This is a genomic window from Chryseobacterium sp. FP211-J200, from assembly GCF_001643375.1.
GTDB lineage: Bacteria > Bacteroidota > Bacteroidia > Flavobacteriales > Weeksellaceae > Epilithonimonas > Epilithonimonas ginsengisoli.
Map to the genome: position 1 here is coordinate 1 of NZ_LSHB01000074.1, position 17,440 is coordinate 17,440.

Annotated in this window: 17 protein-coding genes and 1 other RNA gene; 16 read left to right on the plus strand and 2 right to left on the minus strand. The window is 38.2% G+C overall.

The genetic code is table 11. The features are described 5' to 3' along the window. The first annotated feature begins 21 nt into the window (after positions 1-21). Complete coding sequence (locus AXA65_RS18200) at positions 22-1,119, plus strand: Nif3-like dinuclear metal center hexameric protein (protein WP_063971476.1); 1,098 nt, start codon at positions 22-24, stop codon at positions 1,117-1,119. Positions 1,120-1,121: 2 nt separating this feature from the next. After that, positions 1,122-1,907 (plus strand): zinc ribbon domain-containing protein, encoded by a 786-nt coding sequence (locus AXA65_RS18205; RefSeq protein ID WP_034979245.1) that lies wholly within the window; start codon positions 1,122-1,124, stop codon positions 1,905-1,907. A 71-nt stretch (positions 1,908-1,978) separates the two neighbouring features. Here AXA65_RS18205 and AXA65_RS18210 read toward each other — a convergent pair whose 3' ends face one another. Further along, the gene (locus AXA65_RS18210) at positions 1,979-2,803 is read right to left on the minus strand and encodes a head GIN domain-containing protein (RefSeq protein ID WP_086048271.1); all 825 of its coding nucleotides are present in this window, start codon (positions 2,801-2,803) and stop codon (positions 1,979-1,981) included. A 134-nt stretch (positions 2,804-2,937) separates the two neighbouring features. Here AXA65_RS18210 and AXA65_RS18215 point away from each other — a divergent pair, with 134 nt between their 5' ends. The 5 genes from AXA65_RS18215 (at position 2,938) to AXA65_RS18235 (ending at position 6,970) form a co-directional block, all read left to right on the plus strand. Next, a complete protein-coding gene (locus AXA65_RS18215; protein ID WP_063971477.1) occupies positions 2,938-3,429 on the plus strand; it encodes a DUF4920 domain-containing protein in 492 nt (163 codons plus the stop codon). A gap of 340 nt (positions 3,430-3,769) precedes the next feature. Continuing rightward, positions 3,770-4,606 (plus strand): 1,4-dihydroxy-2-naphthoyl-CoA synthase, encoded by an 837-nt coding sequence (locus AXA65_RS18220; protein WP_063971478.1) that lies wholly within the window; start codon positions 3,770-3,772, stop codon positions 4,604-4,606. A 37-nt stretch (positions 4,607-4,643) separates the two neighbouring features. Beyond that, the gene (locus tag AXA65_RS18225) at positions 4,644-5,333 is read left to right on the plus strand and encodes a DUF2461 domain-containing protein (RefSeq protein ID WP_063971479.1); all 690 of its coding nucleotides are present in this window, start codon (positions 4,644-4,646) and stop codon (positions 5,331-5,333) included. 9 nt (positions 5,334-5,342) lie between these two features. Next, entirely contained in the window at positions 5,343-6,272 is a 930-nt protein-coding gene (gene menA, locus AXA65_RS18230) for a 1,4-dihydroxy-2-naphthoate octaprenyltransferase (RefSeq protein ID WP_063971480.1), read from the plus strand. A gap of 14 nt (positions 6,273-6,286) precedes the next feature. Then, positions 6,287-6,970 carry a metal-dependent hydrolase gene (locus AXA65_RS18235; protein WP_063971481.1) on the plus strand — a complete coding sequence of 228 codons (684 nt, stop codon included), beginning with the start codon at positions 6,287-6,289 and terminating at the stop codon, positions 6,968-6,970. 70 nt (positions 6,971-7,040) lie between these two features. Here the strand turns inward: AXA65_RS18235 and ffs are convergent. Next, positions 7,041-7,138: signal recognition particle sRNA small type (gene ffs / locus AXA65_RS18240), an RNA gene on the minus strand. A 122-nt stretch (positions 7,139-7,260) separates the two neighbouring features. On the opposite strand from ffs, the gene AXA65_RS18245 reads away from it, so the two are divergent. The 9 genes from AXA65_RS18245 to AXA65_RS18285 all read left to right on the plus strand — a co-directional run bounded on the left by AXA65_RS18245 (position 7,261) and on the right by AXA65_RS18285 (position 17,211). After that, positions 7,261-7,848, plus strand: a complete 588-nt coding sequence (locus AXA65_RS18245; RefSeq protein ID WP_063971482.1) for a DUF4199 domain-containing protein — start codon at positions 7,261-7,263, stop codon at positions 7,846-7,848. Positions 7,849-8,047: 199 nt separating this feature from the next. Next, positions 8,048-9,001, plus strand: coding sequence for a glycosyltransferase family 2 protein (locus AXA65_RS18250; RefSeq protein WP_063971483.1), 954 nt, complete (start codon positions 8,048-8,050; stop codon positions 8,999-9,001). 92 nt (positions 9,002-9,093) lie between these two features. Beyond that, positions 9,094-10,032, plus strand: a complete 939-nt coding sequence (locus AXA65_RS18255) for a hypothetical protein (RefSeq protein WP_228391711.1) — start codon at positions 9,094-9,096, stop codon at positions 10,030-10,032. 27 nt (positions 10,033-10,059) lie between these two features. Beyond that, on the plus strand, positions 10,060-10,446 hold the full coding sequence (locus AXA65_RS18260) for an HU family DNA-binding protein (RefSeq protein WP_063971485.1): 387 nt from the start codon (positions 10,060-10,062) through the stop codon (positions 10,444-10,446). A gap of 386 nt (positions 10,447-10,832) precedes the next feature. After that, positions 10,833-11,300, plus strand: coding sequence for a DUF4280 domain-containing protein (locus AXA65_RS18265; RefSeq protein WP_063971486.1), 468 nt, complete (start codon positions 10,833-10,835; stop codon positions 11,298-11,300). A gap of 11 nt (positions 11,301-11,311) precedes the next feature. Further along, positions 11,312-12,370, plus strand: coding sequence for a DUF2931 family protein (locus tag AXA65_RS18270; protein ID WP_086048272.1), 1,059 nt, complete (start codon positions 11,312-11,314; stop codon positions 12,368-12,370). A gap of 125 nt (positions 12,371-12,495) precedes the next feature. Continuing rightward, positions 12,496-15,024, plus strand: coding sequence for a T6SS phospholipase effector Tle1-like catalytic domain-containing protein (locus tag AXA65_RS18275; RefSeq protein ID WP_063971488.1), 2,529 nt, complete (start codon positions 12,496-12,498; stop codon positions 15,022-15,024). Then, positions 15,024-16,076 (plus strand): DUF2931 family protein, encoded by a 1,053-nt coding sequence (locus tag AXA65_RS18280; RefSeq protein ID WP_086048273.1) that lies wholly within the window; start codon positions 15,024-15,026, stop codon positions 16,074-16,076. Before AXA65_RS18275 ends, AXA65_RS18280 begins: the two co-directional genes overlap by 1 nt. Positions 16,077-16,164: 88 nt before the next feature. Next, positions 16,165-17,211: a DUF2931 family protein gene (locus AXA65_RS18285; protein WP_228391712.1), complete on the plus strand. Its 1,047-nt coding sequence runs from the start codon at positions 16,165-16,167 to the stop codon at positions 17,209-17,211. The last annotated feature ends 229 nt before the right edge of the window (positions 17,212-17,440 follow it).

Below are 17,440 nucleotides of genomic sequence, written 5' to 3' on the forward strand. Positions count from 1 at the left end.
TAATGCACTACGAGTTAATTAATGAAAATCAAAGAATTTATAAACGAGTTTGAAAAATTAATTCCGATAAAACAGGCCGAGGATTTTGACAATGTAGGTTTGCTGTGTGGGAATCCAGAAAGGGGAATTTCCGGAATTCTGGTTGCTCACGACGCTTTGGAGTCGGTTATTGATGAAGCTATTGAAAAGAATTTCAATCTCGTGGTTTGCTTTCATCCGATTGTTTTTTCTGGTTTAAAATCAATCACAGGGAAAAATTATGTGGAAAGAGCAGTTCTGAAAGCTTTGGAAAATAAAATTGCGATCTATGCGATTCATACGGCTTTTGACAATGATTATTTTGGGGTCAATTATAAAATCTGTGAAGTTCTTGGATTGACGGATCAAAAAATATTGATGCCGAAACAAAATCAGTTGAAGAAATTGGAAGTTTATGTTCCGGTGGATTCGGCTGAGAATTTGAAAAATGCTTTGTTCCAAGCTGGATCGGGAAATATTGGTTTCTATGATGAATGCAGTTTTTCTATTAATGGCAATGGAACTTTTCGTCCGCTAGAAGGTTCAAGTCCGGTAACTGGAAATCATAATGAAAGAGAAAATGCAGATGAAGTTTTGGTTTCTGTGATTTTTGAAGATTTTAAGAAAAATCAAATACTTTCTGCGATGAAACAAAATCATCCTTATGAGGAAGTCGCTTATCAATTAATTTCGCTCGATAACGAAAATCATTACACCGGTTTGGGAAGATTCGGAGATCTGGAAGTTGAAATGGATGAGAAAGATTTCTTACAATTCGTAAAGGATAAATTTGACCTTAAAGTGATTAGACACAGTTCTTTAATTGATAAAAAAATCAAAAAAGTAGGTGTTTTGGGCGGAAGTGGAGCCAGCGGAATAAAGTCTGCATTGGCTTCAAAATGTGATGCTTACCTAACTGGCGATGTGAAATACCACGATTTTTTCTCGGCGGAAGATAAAATGCTGATCTGTGATATCGGACATTTTGAATCGGAACAATTTGTAACTCAACAATTATTTGAAATATTGTCCGAAAAATTCACTATATTTGCCATCGCAAAAACGACTAAGAAAACAAATCCTGTTAATTATTTTATATAGATATGGCTGATAAAAAAGTAAACGAAATTTCTGTTGAAGAAAAACTAAGAGCACTTTACGATTTGCAGATCATTGATTCCCGTTTGGATGAGATCCGCAATACAAGAGGCGAATTGCCTATTGAAGTAGAAGATCTTGAGATAGAAATTGAAGGTCTTAACAAAAGAGCCCAAAAATTCGAATCTGAAATTGCTGAGCAAAACGCAGAGATCAATGAGAAAAAAGATCTTATGAAAAGCGCTCAAGTATTGATTGACAAATATAAAACGCAGCAAGATAACGTTAGAAATAACAAAGAATTCGAAACTTTAGCAAAAGAAGTGGAATACCAGGAATTGGAAATTCAATTGGCTGAAAAAAGAATCAAAGAATTCGGAGGGAAAATAGATCACAAAAAGGAAACTTTGGCTGACCTGACTGCAAAGATCGATGAGCTTAACAACCACTTGGTTCACAAGAAAAACGAGTTGGAAAACTTGGTTTCTGAAACTCAGAAAGAAGAAGATTACCTATTAGAAAAATCTAAAGAATTTGCTGAGAAGATCGATCAAAGATTGCTGGTTTCTTACCAAAGGATCCGTACAGGATCTTCAACTGGTCTTGCGGTTGTAGGATTGGAAAGAGGAGCGCCAAAAGGATCATTCTTCACAATTCCGCCACAGAAACAAATGGAAATTGCTCAGAGAAAGAAGATCATTATCGATGAGCATTCTGGCAAGATCCTGGTAGATGACGAGTTGGTAAATGAAGAAACTGCAAAGATGGAAAGCATTATCAAATTCAACTAATCGAATTGATTTAAATATAAAAGAGACCTGAATTTCAGGTCTCTTTTTTTTGAGAAAATAATATATAAAACTTACTGAATAGAAATAGATCCAGAACTGCTTTCGTTTTTGGTGATCTCGTTCAGACTTCCTCTTTTGATCACGTGGATATCTCCGCTTGATGATGCACTTGCAGTCACACTTTTACTCACGCCAATTGTGATATCTGCCGAAGATGACGTTGCTAAAACAGCACTTTCTGTCGTGAATTTTTCCGCATCCACATCACCTGAAGATGACGTCTGGATATTCACACTTTCAGATTTTCCTTTGATATCGATTCCACCGGAAGAGGAGCTTTGCATATTCAAACTTTTTGCATTCACTTCGCCTTCATAATTTCCGCTGCTTGACGCTTGAATATTGATGTTTCCACCATTGATATTACCTTTTATCGTTCCAGAACTGGAAACTTTCACATCCAGATCAGAGAAACTGAAGTTGTCTTTCAAATAAATACTTCCGCTGGAATTGGCTGCCAAATGGTCAAAATCTTTAGCATAAACTTTAATTTTGATTCGGTCTGTTGAAATACTTTTCATATTTTCAGATTCAATTTTCACCTGAACTTTCCCACCATTCTGTTTAACTTTAACATATTTCATAAGGTCAGAAGGTGCGAAAACTACGATTCTTTCTTTATCAGATTTGAAGACTTCCGCGTTCATAGAAGTCGAAATTTCCAATTCATCAAAGTTGATATCATAAGATTTCTCAATCACTTCACCCTTTCCTGAGTCTGAAAGCAGGTGAGAAAACATCACATCATTTCCGTTAGAATTATCGCCCTTGGATTGTACACAAGAAAAGTTTGCGACAGAAGCCAAAAGAACCAAAGATAAAAATTGTATTTTCATAAGTATAATTTTTATAGTTTTTGATTTTATATAAGTAAGACAATTGAAAACTTTATTTCATTACATTAAAAAATTATTTTTTCTCATTCTAAATAATTTTCTAAATTTACATCATAAAAAATAAATATTAAATTATGAAAAATATATTGTTTGCATTCGTATTGATAGGATTGTCCGTTTCAGCATTCGCACAATCTGGTCCGCCAGCAGGCGACGCCAAAGTAGGTGAATATTACGGTCAGGACGTATCTTCAAAAGCTATTAAAAAAGCCATTTCTCCAGACGAACTTAACAAAGAATTAAAAGCAACGCCAAAAATCGCCAAAACTTCTGTAAAAGGAAAAGTCACCGGCGTTTGTCCTAAGAAAGGATGTTGGGTCAGTCTGGCAACAGATTCCGGTGAGACATTTTTTGTTAAGATGAAAGATTACGCATTCTTCGTTCCGACCGCTTTGGAAGGTAAAACTGTAATTTTGGAAGGTAGTGCAGAAAGCAAAACAACCTCGGTAAAAGAGCTTCAGCACTACGCAGAAGATGCTAAAAAATCTCAGGCAGAAATTGATGCCATCACAGAACCGAAAACAGAAACCAGATTTTTGGCAAGCGCCATCAAAGTTGTAGAATAATTATCTCAACATATAAATCAAAAGCTTCAGATTTTTCTGAAGCTTTTTTATTTGGGCGTATCCCTTTGTTTTGCTTTCACGTTTAGATTGTCAGAAGACGTTTTCAGTTACGCAAAACAAGCGGGTCGGGCTATCCGCTACTATCTTTTTTCGCCAACGCTTTTCCCTCACCAAAAAAAGGATAACCGCTACTATCCCTTACGCGCTGGCGCAAGAAGCACGATTTGTCACAGTTAGAAATTTTCTACAAAGTGGAAGCTTTGGCAATTGTCAAACTGCAACATAATTCCTTTGAAACACCATCAATTCTGCTTATATTTACACTCTAAATTTTCAAAAAATGGCAGACTGGAAAATCGTCAAAGAATACGAAGATATTACCTATAAAAAATCCAATGGCGTTGCAAGAATCGCTATCAACAGACCAGAAGTCAGAAACGCTTTCCGACCAAAAACAACCTCAGAACTTTACGACGCATTTTACGATGCTTACGAAGATTCGTCCATCGGCGTTGTGTTGTTGACAGGCGAAGGCCCAAGTCCAAAAGACGGCGGTCACGCATTCTGCAGCGGCGGCGACCAGAAAGCACGTGGCCATCAAGGTTACGTGGGAGAAGATGGAAGACATCGCCTGAATATTCTGGAAGTTCAGCGTCTGATTCGTTTTATGCCAAAAGCGGTGATTGCTGTGGTAAACGGTTGGGCAGTTGGCGGTGGACATTCGCTTCACGTAGTTTGTGATTTGACTTTGGCAAGTGAAGAACATGCGATTTTTAAGCAGACCGATGCGGACGTTACAAGTTTCGACGGTGGTTACGGTTCTGCTTATTTAGCCAAAATGGTAGGTCAGAAAAAAGCGAGAGAAATCTTTTTCTTAGGAAGAAATTATTCAGCAAAAGAAGCGGAAGAAATGGGAATGGTAAACGCCGTGATTCCTCACGCAGAATTAGAAGATACTGCTTACGAATGGGCACAGGAAATCCTTGGAAAATCCCCAACTTCCATCAGAATGCTAAAATTCGCAATGAATCTCACAGACGACGGAATGGTGGGACAGCAGATTTTCGCAGGCGAAGCAACACGCTTGGCTTATATGACAGAAGAAGCGAAAGAAGGTAGAAATGCATTTTTAGAGAAGCGTAAGCCAAACTTTGGCGACGACCAGTGGATTTCTTAAAAATATAATTCATTTAAATATTATCGATATCTGCTTTATGCCAAACAAAAACATTTCACTGGAAACAGGATTCGAATTTCTGAAACAATTAAGCAGAAATAACAATCGCGTTTGGTTTTCTGAGCATAAAAAAGAATATGATGCGATTGCAAAGGAAAATAAGAAATTCGTAGACGAAATTTACTCTGAAATGGAATTCCACGATAGTTTGTCGAAAATTCATATATTAAGAATTAACAGAGATATTCGTTTTTCTAAAGATAAAACACCTTATAAAAATAATTTCGGAGCTTCATTATCCCGAAAAAAACCAATGCTGCGAGGTGGTTATTATATGCATTTGGAGCCTGGAAATACTTATGTTGGAGGTGGTTTTTGGGGACCAAATAATGAAGATTTATTGAGAATAAGAAGAGAATTTGAAACCAATGATTCTCAAATTAAAAAAATAACTTCAGATAAAACCTTTATAAAATATTTTGGAGAACTGAAAGGCGAAGATGGCGTAAAAACCGCACCAAAAGGTTTTGACAAGAATCATCCCGCAATTGATTTGATAAAGAAAAAACAATATGTGGTGATGAGGAAATTTTCTGACAAGGAAGTTTTTTCAGACAGCTTCCAGAAAGAGATTATCTCCACTTTTTTAGCAATGCGTCCTTTTTTCGATTATATGAGTGAAGTTCTGACAACTAATTTGAATGGGGAATCCGTATTTAAAGATTAAAAAAATAAAATGACCGATTGGATAAAAGCAGCACGTCTGCGAACTTTACCACTTTCTATGAGTGGAATTATTATGGGCGCTTTCATTGCAAAATGGAGGATTTCTCAGGAAGGCGGATTTTGGGATTGGCGAATTTTTGCGTTGGCACTTCTCGTTACATTATTATATCAAGTCCTTTCCAACTTTGCCAACGATTATGGCGACGGCCTAAAGGGAACCGACAAAAATAGGATAGGAGAAGCCGAACAAAGAGCCGTTGCTTCTGGAAAAATTACAGCAACTCAAATGAGAAATGCAGTGATTCTACTTTCGATTTTATCTTTTGCAGCAACGGTTGCCTTACTTTATGTTGCTTTTTATCCAGCGAATATCAAAGAATTCTGGATTTTTATCGGATTGGGAATTGCCTCGATTTTGGCAGCCATTGGATATACAGTTGGTAAAAAACCTTATGGTTATTTAGGCTTGGGCGATATTTTCGTGTTCATCTTTTTCGGATTGGTTTCGGTTTGCGGAAGTTATTTTCTGTTTACCAAATCATTCAGTTGGGACGTCTTGTTTCCTGCAATAGCAGTCGGAATGTTGAGTATGGCCGTTCTTAATCTGAACAATATGAGAGATATCGTCAACGACGAACTGTCTGGTAAAAAAACGTTTGCATTAAAGCTTGGTTTCAAAAATGCAATGATTTACGAAATCATCTTATTACAATTACCAATTCTTTTGATGTTAGCCTTTTTGATGTTCAATAAATTTCAGGAACAAGGTAAATATTATGCATTTATTGTTATGATTTTGATTTTTCCTTTCATCAAATTAAGGAGAAGCATAATGGCTGTCAACGAACCAAAATTACTGGATCCATTCCTAAAACAAGTCGGAATCTTAACTTTCCTGATGGCGATTTTGACCGCTTTCGGACTTAATTATTTTAATTAATAAATCTAAAAAAAATGAAAATAAAATTCTTAGGACAAAACTGTTTTTTGTTCACATACAACGGAAAAACCATTCTTGCAGACCCTTTCTACAATTATCAGAAAGAGAAATCGGGTTTTGATATCACAGCTCAGAAAATCGATTATGTGTTGATTACGCACGCACACGGCGACCATATCGCAGACGTGAAAGAAGTTCTTGAAAATCATCCTGATGCAACGGTAATTGGACAGCCTGAGATTTGCGGTTATTTCAAACACACCAATAATATAGATATCAATTTCGGAGGTTCTGCAAAAATTGAAGATTTGAAGATTTCAATGGTTCCTGCATTGCATACAAGCTCTTTTCCTGACGGTTCTTACGGTGGATTGGCATCTGGATATATTTTCAGATTTGTCGACGGAAGAAACCTTTATTTGGCTGGAGATACTGGCGTGACGGCTGAAATGAGTTTGTTTCCTCAGGTTTTCGGGAAATTAGATTTGTCGATTCTGCCAGTTGGAAAACATTACACGATGTGTCCTAGAAAAGCGGCTTTTGCAGCATCAGAATTATTGAAAACGCCGAAAGTGATTGGTTGTCATTTCGATACTTTCCCACCGATTGAAATCAATCACGAGGAAGCTAAGAAGCATTTTTCTGACAAGAATATCGAATTTACATTACCAGAATTAGGACAGGAATTTGAGTTCTAAACAAAAAAATTAAGAGATTAAGTAGTTCAAATTTGAAACTGTCTTAATCTCTTAACTTAAAAAAAATAAAAAATGGCAAGCTACCTAAATCACACCGCTACGACCAATTACCTTTGCTGCGTTCCCACCCTGGAGGGTTCTCAGGAGCTGGTTGTTTAGGACTTGCCGTTGCAAAGATAGAAAAATTAAGAAAAAAGAAAAAGGAAAAGAGAGAAAAGAAATCAAGTGGACTCTAGATTGTTGATAGTCAGTTTGAAATATTTATCTTTTTTTTCAAAAATTAAAAAATTATGACAAAAAACCCTGTAACAATAGGTTTTATTTTATACGCTCTCACAATGTTGGCATTCTTCGTTGTGTATTATTTCTTCGCAAACGCCAACTATTTTGAGACCACAATGCAGGTCAATGCATTCGGGATGACATTCTTGTATGTCTTGGCTGGTTTCGCTTCAACCTATTGGTTAAGAGTTGGCACATTGATAACTTATCCTCAAGCATTTAAACAAACTTTTTTAACGCTTTTTACAGGCGGTGTTTTATCAATGATCTCCATCTTTGCATTCCTGAATTATGTAGATACAGACGCAAGAGATTTGCTGAATCACCAATATATCCAAACAGAACTAGACAATCTGGATGAATCTTACGCCAAATTGAAAGTAGAAGCTGCGAATCAAAAAGACCGCACAAAGGTCAAAGAATTAGAGGAAAATTACAATGGAGCGAAGCAGGCTAGGGAAATAGCATTGAAAGAGAATAGAAATTATTTTTCTTTCAAATTTATGTCCGCCGTTTTTGGTGGCTTTTTACTATTTTATCTACTTTTGTCTATTATCATCGCAGGGTTTTTGAAGAACAAAAAACGCTACGAATAACAATAATATTTATGGCAGCTATTTCCGTCTTCCGTTCCCAATCTTTTTGCCCAAGCTTTTGCAGCAGCAAAAAAGGATTTCCGTTCAAACCTAACGAAGTGGTTCATCGATTCAAATAAAAAATAAAAAAACGGAGATAAGCCGGACTGCAGATTCTACATTTCAAACAAATTTTTACCTTTAATTTTAATATTCATCAATGAATCTTTCAATAATTATCCCATTACTCAACGAGCAGGACTCTCTGGAAGAGCTGTTCACAAGGATTGACACCGTTTGTCAGACCAACAAGCTGTCTTACGAAGTTTGGTTCATAGATGACGGAAGCACCGACCTTTCCTGGTCCATCATCGAGAATCTGAAAATCCAGCATCCGCAAATTCACGGAATCAAATTCTCCAAAAATTACGGAAAATCCCAGGCACTTCACGCCGCATTCGAAAAGGTAAATGGCGATGTCATTATTACAATGGATGCTGATTTACAAGATTTTCCGGAAGAGATTCCTGAACTTTACGAGATGGTGAAAGTAGGAAATTACGACATCGTTTCCGGTTGGAAGAAAAAACGTTTTGATAATGTGATGACCAAAAATATTCCATCAAAATTATTCAATTCTGCGGCTAGAAAAGTGTCAGGCGTTTCGCTTCACGATTTCAACTGCGGATTGAAGGCCTATAAAAAACAAGTCGTAAAATCCATTGATGTTTATGGAGATATGCATAGATATATTCCGGTTTTGGCGGCAAATGCAGGATTCAGAAATATCACTGAAAAACCAGTGCAACACCAGGCAAGACCTTACGGAACTTCGAAGTTTGGGACGGAAAGATTTGTTCGTGGATTTTTGGATCTGGTGACACTTTGGTTTGTCAGCAGATTTGGTGGAAGACCGATGCATTTCTTTGGCGCAGCAGGAACTGTGATGTTCATCATCGGATTTTTGTCAGCCATTTGGTTGGGACTTTCGAAACTGATTGATGTTTATATTTTCAAAATTTATGGAAATCTGATTGCCAACAATCCTTGGTTTTTTATCGCATTGACAATGATGATTATGGGAAGTTTACTCTTCGTAGCAGGCTTTCTAGGCGAGTTGATTATCCGCACAAACCGCGAGCACAAGAATTATCATATTGAGGAGTTGATATAAAATCCAGTACAATAGACAATTAAACAAATTAGTTTTTTCTCAAGTTTCCAAAAGTTACATCATTGAAAGCCACCAAGCTAAGGATAGATAGCGTGCCAGACCGAGGCAAGATTTCGCAAGAATTTAAAATGTCTTGGGAAGAACTGTGGTCTTTTCACAATAGCCATTGCGCAGTGTATGAGTTGCTTCCAAAATTGCTACCGAAGTATCTGGAGTATATTTATATCCCTACAGACAAGTATGAAGAATGGCAAGAGGAACAGATATCGAAAACAGAAAAGATTGATGTAAACGAGCAGCAGAGCATCACTTATGGCGTTCTTGTCTTGCAACCATCATCCAACACAAAAATCCATTATCTGATTCATCTGAAAAAGCTTTCAGAACATAGCATAAGTCTATCCAGAGAGCAGGTTTTTGTAAATGATGCTGCGCCAGATCTTGTTTTGGAAAAAATGATGGATCTCGCTTCTACCGCATTATACCCACTTGAGATTTCGGTAGATGAGCATGGTGCAATAGACAAAATAGGCAATGCACAAGAGATAAAATCCCGTTGGAAAAAAAATACACTACCAAGTATCCAGCAATATTATGCTGGAGATGTTGCTGCCAATCTAGTACGCAAGATGGACAGTTTTTATGAGAAGATTGATACCAGTCCTAGCTTATTGGAAAAAGATTTTTTCCTCCAATTGTTTCTGTTTTTGAAAATCAATTTGCAGGAGACATCTCGTGAGACAGCAGATCTGAGCATCTATCTGCCTGTTGTTCCCCGTAAAATCACATACCAAACCATTATAGGCCCCAGAAATCGAAGTGCTAGTGCAGACCAAATGCTGGTAGAGATCAGGGGTCATCAAAAAAAAGATTACCGCTCTACATCATCGGTGGGTAATATAAGTCTAGACATCAGCATCAGCAGGCGCACGCATGCGATTACGGCTATTACAGGAATGTTGTCTGCGGAGGAAAATAATCAAGAAAAACAAATTTTTGTTGAGATTTATGTAATGAATGAGTATATTTGATGTGTTTAATTCATAAAAAACATCAATATGTCAGTACAGTATTCATTATCAGAAAAGGGAAATCCTGCTAAGCCAGCTGCTCCCAAAAAATTTTATGCAATTGCAAGATCTACAGGCGAGGTGACCTTTCGCAGTCTCAGTAAGGAGATTGCGGCGGCATCTACTACAGTAAGTGATACCGATGTGTTAGCAGTTCTAAACGATCTTTCCAAAGCGCTTGCCAGAAATCTAGGAGAGGGCAGAATCGTCCGCTTCGGAGACTTTGGATCATTCAGTTTGAGACTGAGCAGTGAGGGGGCAGAGACCGAGAAAAAATTCTCGCCAGCTCTTATCAAGTCTGCAAAGATCAGCTTCCGCCCCGGGATAGATCTGAAAGAGATGCTAGCCACCCTCAAGTTCGAAAAAGGCAAGTAACATCATTTTCTACTGCTTACAGAGCATCTTAAAAATGCACGCCTGCATTTTAAAAATCGATACTGATCATTTTCCAAATGCAGGCGTGCAGTTTTCCAAATCCTCAGGAGCATTTATCAAAATGAACCTGAGGGTTTTTTGTCTCCCAACCATTACTTGATTCAAAGTAAAAATTACAGCCTTGTAATGGCACATTTTACAGTCAATTTTGAGATTGGAGTGTGCACATAACAATTATCATATGATTCTAACATACAACCCAGTAGGTTACAATCTCTATTGGCTTTACTATAGAAATCCGGCATTTGGTGCCAAAGAACATTTGATTTATAGCAATATATTTTAAAAAAAAATATTAACTTGAACCCTACAAATAATGAAAAAAAATGAGCGAAAAACATCTTGTTTGCCAGGGCGCCACTTGCCGTTGCAACTTCGGGACTGCACCAGACAAGCTAAAAGTACTGACCCAGAGCAAACGCTACATCAATGATAAAGATGGCAAAGAAAAACTGATGGCCACGCACAAGGACATTGGAAAGACCTTTGAGAAGAACAACTTTGGCTCCTGTGCCAAGATGAACAACAATCCTTGCCAGGCAGTCGTAACGGAGTGGAGCGGCTATTATGAAAAAATAACCCTTGAGGACAACAAAGGTCACGCCCTGCTAGAGGACAGCAAGGCGACCTGCCCTGTTGGTAGCAAAGACTGCATCACTATTATAGATCACGGCCAAACCTGCGAGATCTCCCAACAAAACATCAAAAATGCACGGTCAGAAGTGCTGACAGTAATTTGCCCATTCTTTGATTTTTTGGAGGATGAAGAACCTTTATATCATATTTACCAGTAATAATTGCAAGAATGAAACTATTTTTTATAAACCTGCTTTGCAACATATTGCTCTTGCAAAGCTGCAACAAAGACCCTAAAACCCAGATGATGACAGAAGACAATTTTAATTATGCGGTAACAGTTAGTGCCCCTAAAGAATATCCCTGCGAAGTGCACATTGGTTATCTTGCCGATGATAAGAACAACATGATATGCGGAATCCCAAAAGCGGGTATGGAAAGTGGCGGCTTTCAATATGATGGAGCCAAGGCGGGCATGGGAGGCAATATCATCCCCTCCCATATCTATCTTACTTATGTAGCCTATGCCGAGAAGAAGTTTTATCATCTGGATGCCGCCCTGCCCAAAGACAAGATACTGGCAGCCTTTCGCAAAGGTTTCCTGGTGCAAAGTACAGAAAGAGATGCCAATGGCAAAAGAAAGCTCGAACATTCTACCTATGATACTTTTACCGTAGCATTGGCACCGGGTGGTATGGTCGTTATTTTTTTGGGAGCACGACAACGCATAGAAATCTGCCGCTTGCAGGCCAAAGAAACATTTGTTGATAAAAATCAATTTAGACCACACCCTCAACTTGATGAAACACAACAGCAATTTTTTGAAACAAAGTTCAAAATAGCAGTTCCGGACAGTATCCAGACCAAGATCAAAGAAAAAGGTATCCCCTATGGGCTCTATGACAGCTACCGCAAAAAATATAACTACCGTTTTCTCTTTACACCTTATGATGAAAAGGATTTGATTCTGAGACAGTATAACAAATATTACAATGGTGAGGTAAATAGTATTCTGCAATCTGAAGAGATTGCTAAAAAGGAATATAAAGAACAAAGTATCCCTTATAATGTTGAGTTTATTTTCAAAGTATATAATACGGAGATTGTTTTCAATGATCAGGAGATGCTCTCTGTGTTTGATGCCCTGCAGAAGAGACATCCGGACAAGCCGATGGACATCATCATCAAGCCAACTTTTGAGTATACAGATTTTAAGCTTTCTGTAAAATGCGAGGATGAAGTGATTCCGTTGGAGAAGTATAAGGTGAAAGGCGTCTGGGGCGGGTAGTATATCTAGGCAGATTATGTCTTAGAAAGATCACTTGTCACAAGCATTAGCCGTCTTATAAGATCCAGAAACGACTACTTAAGTAAAATACAATACTATAATAATATCTACCTAATACCATCCTTATGAGCAATGGATTACATCTTCAGCCGGATAAAAAGAAAATACAGGGTTCTACCTATTCTCAGGGCGTGCTAACCTTACAGAAGGCAGGCAAATTTACAGTTCATATCAAAGAATATCTGGATCTGCTAAGCCAAAAATCTAAGCTAGACCTTACCCGTAGCAGAACATTGGCAGACTCTACAGTAGAAAAAGAATGGGCACATATAAACAAGCAACTGTCCCGGTTTGATACTATAAAATGGGTATGGACCACCGTCAACAATTCGCAGAAACCGGATACTGGGCAAAATCTTTTTGTAAAAGAAGGTATTGGTTTCGCGGGTAAAACATTTGATTTTCCAAAGGTATTAGAAGGAGGCGGTTTCTGCTATGTAGAAGCCTTTTTTAGTGGAGAATCTGCTACAGGCATTAGGGCAAACGGCTTATTGGTACAGGCTATTGGCACACCACGCATCCTACGGGTCGAGTGGACAGACCGTAACTGCAAACCCATAAAGGACACCAAGGTAGCTTATGGCTCTCACCTGCTTTTGCATATCTATACAGAAGGCCTCTACGGGCAGGAGATTATGCTAGGGCTTAGTGATGCAAACAGGCAAGATACCAGACTAAAGATGGCTGGAGACGATTTTTTTGAAGTAGAGGTTAAGAGTTATCCGGTGCAGCCTTTTGAGGAAAATAGCCATGGTATCTCTGGTCTGCTAGGCAAGCCTGATAAGCCTACACAGGCGGGCACCAATATCCAGAAAGCGATAGTAGAGGTGGCTGTAGATTTTTCATGGATGATGAGCCCGGCTAAGGGCGGGTCTTTTGTAAATGATATGCATATAACGGCTGATGTTATCCAAAAAAACACCCGAGCAGCTTTATCGGTGTCGGGAGATGGCAACCGGCTGCGGGTCTCTACAAAAGATTCTAAAAGAATGGATTATGATCAAGACACCACCAACAAGCCGGTGGTAGTAGGTGAGATAGACACAGTTGCCAAACTTCCCAAAAAACCAATAGACTTTACTTTTGGGGTTTTCTTGGATGGTACGCTCAACAATATGTACAATACTGAGTTACGCCAGCTGGCAGAAGGTAAAAAACCTCTCAACACAACAGGTCTGGCGATGAGCCAGCCGGAAGCTTCTAAAATTTATAAACCTTTAGAAAAAAAAGACAACAGCTACGAAAATGATCTTTCTAATCCTGCGATCTTATTTAAGAACTATTCAAAAGATCCTCAAAATAAAATCTTTAAAGTTTACACAGAAGGGATAGGCACCAACTCTTCCCCTGCAATGCAGGAGGCAACCAATGCCAACCCCAACCCCGTCCGTAATACCTCTCTTACCAAAGAGGATTATAAGAAAGATGATAAGATGCTGGGACCTGCCTTTGGGATGGCGAGTGCAGGCATTATGAATCGTGTAAAGAAAAGTATAGAAGATGTGGTAAGCATCATAAAAGAACAAGATATTGATGAAGATCATTGCGTAGGCACCATCACCTTCGATGTCTTTGGGTTCAGCCGGGGTGCTGCTGCCGCTAGGCATTTTGTGCATCTGGTAACGCATGGCCCTTACCTACCAAAAAAAGGTATGATCTACCCTTTAGAAGATTTACAGAACAACAATTTACCTTTCTCCTACAATGGCAAACTAATGCCAAAATATGGTCCCTTGGGGCAGTTGCTTACCGAGGCAGAACTCATGGACGAGGTGCTTACGAAGGTCAATGTGCGTTTTGTGGGAATCTACGATACTGTTCCACATCATGGTCTGTTCCAATGGAATGATATCAAAGATCTGGGACTGGACAATGTAAACCGTGCTGATTATGTAGTACACATGGTAGCAGCAGATGAGCATCGTGCCAATTTCTCTTTAGTAGATATATCCACAGTTGCCAAGGTATCCCCCGAAAGTAAAAAGAAAGGAGGAATAGAGCTAATGTATCCCGGTGTGCACTGTGATGTAGGCGGAGCGTACGAGGAGGGGAGAATAGATAACCCCTTGCGTATAGATGCCGCTACTTCAGAGGAAGCACTTGTACCACTTAGAAATGAGCTAATGCAACAGGGATGGTTCAAAGATTCTGAACTTACAATAATTCTGAATCCGTTATTAAAACTTTCTTCAGGAGTCAATAGATACAGATTGGAAGGAAAAAGAAAATTAAGTAACCAATATAGTTACATTCCTTTGCATCACATGGCAGAGTTTTGTACAAAAAAACAAATGCCTATAAGTGAAGCAGGAATTAGTGATGATTATAAATTCTATAATAATTTCATAGACGATATTCCAGACATAAAATATAAAAACGTTGCTTTTTTGGAAGATATGAAAATCAAGCTTTGGGATTATACTTTTGGGAATAGCAAACCTGTAACTTTTGGTTCTTTCCCGAAAGAAGTCTCTTTTCTTAGAAACCATTACCTGCATTGGAACTCTACCTATGGCGAGGAAGGTATTGAGGTAGGAGTACAAACGAATTACCCGCGTAAAGAAGATGGCAAACGTCAAAGAAAAGTACGATAATGAAAACACTTATACTATTGCTTTGCAACATATTGCTCTTGCAAAGCTGCAACAAAGACCCTAAAACCCAGATGATGACAGAAGACAATTTTAATTATGCGGTAACAGTTAGTGCCCCTAAAGAATATCCCTGCGAAGTGCACATTGGTTATCTTGCCGATGATAAGAACAACATGATATGCGGAATCCCAAAAGCGGGCATGGAGGCAGGCGGTTGGCAATATGACGGTTCTGCCGCAGGCATGGGAGGCAATATCATTCCCTCCCATATCTATCTTACTTATGTAGCCTATGCCGAGAAGAAGTTTTATCATCTGGATGCCGCCCTGCCCAAAGACAAGATACTGGCAGCCTTCCGCAAAGGTTTCCTAGTGCAGGGAAATAAGAAAGATTCTAATGGAGAATATGAACTAGAGCCTTCTACCTACAATACTTTTACTGTGGCTCTGGCACCAGGTGGTATGGTGGTTATATTCTTGGGAGGCAGCTCACGTATAGAGATTTGCCGCTTGCAAGCCAAAGAAACCTTTGTAGATAGAAATGATTTTTATGATAACCCTCACGAAAGAACACAACAAGAATTTTTTGAAACCATGTTCAAAATAGCAGTTCTTGACAGTATCCACACCAAGATCAAAGAAAAAGGCATCCCCTATGGGCTCTATGACAGCTACCGCAAAAAATACAACTACCGTTTTCTCTTTACTCCTTATGATAAGAAGGACGTGATAGAAACGGAAATTGCCAGATACTACAACGGAGAGTTTACAGGATTTTTGCAACCGGAAGAGATTGCTAAAAAAGAGTACAAAAACCTGAGCATCCCATACGAAATCAAATTCTTTTTTAAAAAATATAGTACCAGAATTACTTTCAATGATCAAGAGATGCTCTCTGTGTTTGATGCCCTGCAGAAGAGACATCCGGACAAGCCGATGGACATCATCATCAAGCCAACTTTTGAGTATACAGATTTTAAGCTTTCTGTAAAATGCGAGTATGAAGTGATTCCGTTGGAGAAATATAAAGTAAAAGGCGTCTGGGGCGGATAACTATGTTTGGAAAATGATTGTAAAACTGAGAATAGTACTTTTATTATTTCTATTGTTGCAATTTTTGAGTTGTGACAAAATTAGTAATATGAGTAACAAATACGAATGGCTGATACTAACAGTTGCTGACATGGGTTATCCTATGGAAATTAGAAGTGGTGCTTTTTATGATGAAAATGGAGAAGATATTGCGGGTATTCCAATAGAAAAAACACTATCCTCGCAGTGGTGGAGTGGTGATTCTGGAGTAGTAATTGCGGGCGAACAATTTCGCCCAATTCCTGCGAAGATGAGTATCAGTTGGTTTTCTTATGCAGAAGACAAGTTTTACGAGGGGACATTTATACTTGATAAACCAAAACTTGAATCAATCTTTAGTAAAGGTTTAGATTGTGGAAATATAGACATGGTAACAAGGGACTTTAAAATTGCGTTAGCTCCTGGTGGACAGGTTTTTCTCTATCTGACTTCTCCAAATACTCAATTAGTTGGTGTGTATCAGGCTCGAGAATATGAGGTTTCTGACTTTAAAAAAGAAATGCGTTATCCTGATTATATAGATGTTACAAGATCACAAGTAGTGAATGATTTTAAAAAACTAATGCCACTTCAAACCCAGCAAGAGATAGCTGAGAAGAGAATTAGTATGCATATCTGGAAAGATATCAACCTTAGGTACCCTTGGAAGTATACTGCTGATCTTGCAGAACATAATAATCTTAATTTGACTTTGTTAAGCAAAGATCAAGGGATAACTTTCATAAGCGGAGAGGATAATTGGTGTTTAAAAAGTACAGACTACTTAACTGAAAATAGTCCTAAGCCAATCCCATTAGAGATTGATGGTAAATTTGAAACACCAGCCGGTCGTAAGTTTACAATTCGTATTTATCCAGGAAATGTAGCAGGAGTAGAACCTCAAAAACAAGCTTATGAGATTAGAAGGGCTCGCGAACAAGAGTTGGTAAAACTTTTCAAAGATTTCTATGAGAAAATAGGGAATAAAGAATTTGAAATTCATTTAAAAATAAGCGAAAATTTCAAAGTAGGAAAGCTATACCTCAAGAAAGGGAAAATAGAGCAAGAGGTACCTAATGTACAGGTAGATATTTTTGATTTGACTTTTGGAAAATGATTGTAAAACTGAGAATACGACTTTTATTATTTCTATTGTTACAATTTTTGAGTTGCGACAAAATTAGTAATATGAGTAACAAATACGAATGGCTGATACTAACAGTTGCTGACATGGGTTATCCTATGGAAATTAGAAGTGGTGCTTTTTATGATGAAAATGGAGAAGATATTGCGGGTATACCCGCAGACAAAAAATTGGCATCCCAATGGTGGAGTGGTGATTCTGG

Excerpts from the sequence above, each read along its gene's own strand:
- AXA65_RS18200 (WP_063971476.1), top strand. The coding sequence starts at position 22 with ATGAAAATCAAAGAATTTATAAACGAGTTTGAAAAATTAATTCCGATA.
- AXA65_RS18205 (WP_034979245.1), top strand. The coding sequence starts at position 1,122 with ATGGCTGATAAAAAAGTAAACGAAATTTCTGTTGAAGAAAAACTAAGA.
- AXA65_RS18210 (WP_086048271.1), bottom strand. The coding sequence starts at position 2,803 with ATGAAAATACAATTTTTATCTTTGGTTCTTTTGGCTTCTGTCGCAAAC.
- AXA65_RS18215 (WP_063971477.1), top strand. The coding sequence starts at position 2,938 with ATGAAAAATATATTGTTTGCATTCGTATTGATAGGATTGTCCGTTTCA.
- AXA65_RS18220 (WP_063971478.1), top strand. The coding sequence starts at position 3,770 with ATGGCAGACTGGAAAATCGTCAAAGAATACGAAGATATTACCTATAAA.
- AXA65_RS18225 (WP_063971479.1), top strand. The coding sequence starts at position 4,644 with ATGCCAAACAAAAACATTTCACTGGAAACAGGATTCGAATTTCTGAAA.
- menA (WP_063971480.1), top strand. The coding sequence starts at position 5,343 with ATGACCGATTGGATAAAAGCAGCACGTCTGCGAACTTTACCACTTTCT.
- AXA65_RS18235 (WP_063971481.1), top strand. The coding sequence starts at position 6,287 with ATGAAAATAAAATTCTTAGGACAAAACTGTTTTTTGTTCACATACAAC.
- AXA65_RS18245 (WP_063971482.1), top strand. The coding sequence starts at position 7,261 with ATGACAAAAAACCCTGTAACAATAGGTTTTATTTTATACGCTCTCACA.
- AXA65_RS18250 (WP_063971483.1), top strand. The coding sequence starts at position 8,048 with ATGAATCTTTCAATAATTATCCCATTACTCAACGAGCAGGACTCTCTG.
- AXA65_RS18260 (WP_063971485.1), top strand. The coding sequence starts at position 10,060 with ATGTCAGTACAGTATTCATTATCAGAAAAGGGAAATCCTGCTAAGCCA.
- AXA65_RS18265 (WP_063971486.1), top strand. The coding sequence starts at position 10,833 with ATGAGCGAAAAACATCTTGTTTGCCAGGGCGCCACTTGCCGTTGCAAC.
- AXA65_RS18270 (WP_086048272.1), top strand. The coding sequence starts at position 11,312 with ATGAAACTATTTTTTATAAACCTGCTTTGCAACATATTGCTCTTGCAA.
- AXA65_RS18275 (WP_063971488.1), top strand. The coding sequence starts at position 12,496 with ATGAGCAATGGATTACATCTTCAGCCGGATAAAAAGAAAATACAGGGT.
- AXA65_RS18280 (WP_086048273.1), top strand. The coding sequence starts at position 15,024 with ATGAAAACACTTATACTATTGCTTTGCAACATATTGCTCTTGCAAAGC.
- AXA65_RS18285 (WP_228391712.1), top strand. The coding sequence starts at position 16,165 with ATGAGTAACAAATACGAATGGCTGATACTAACAGTTGCTGACATGGGT.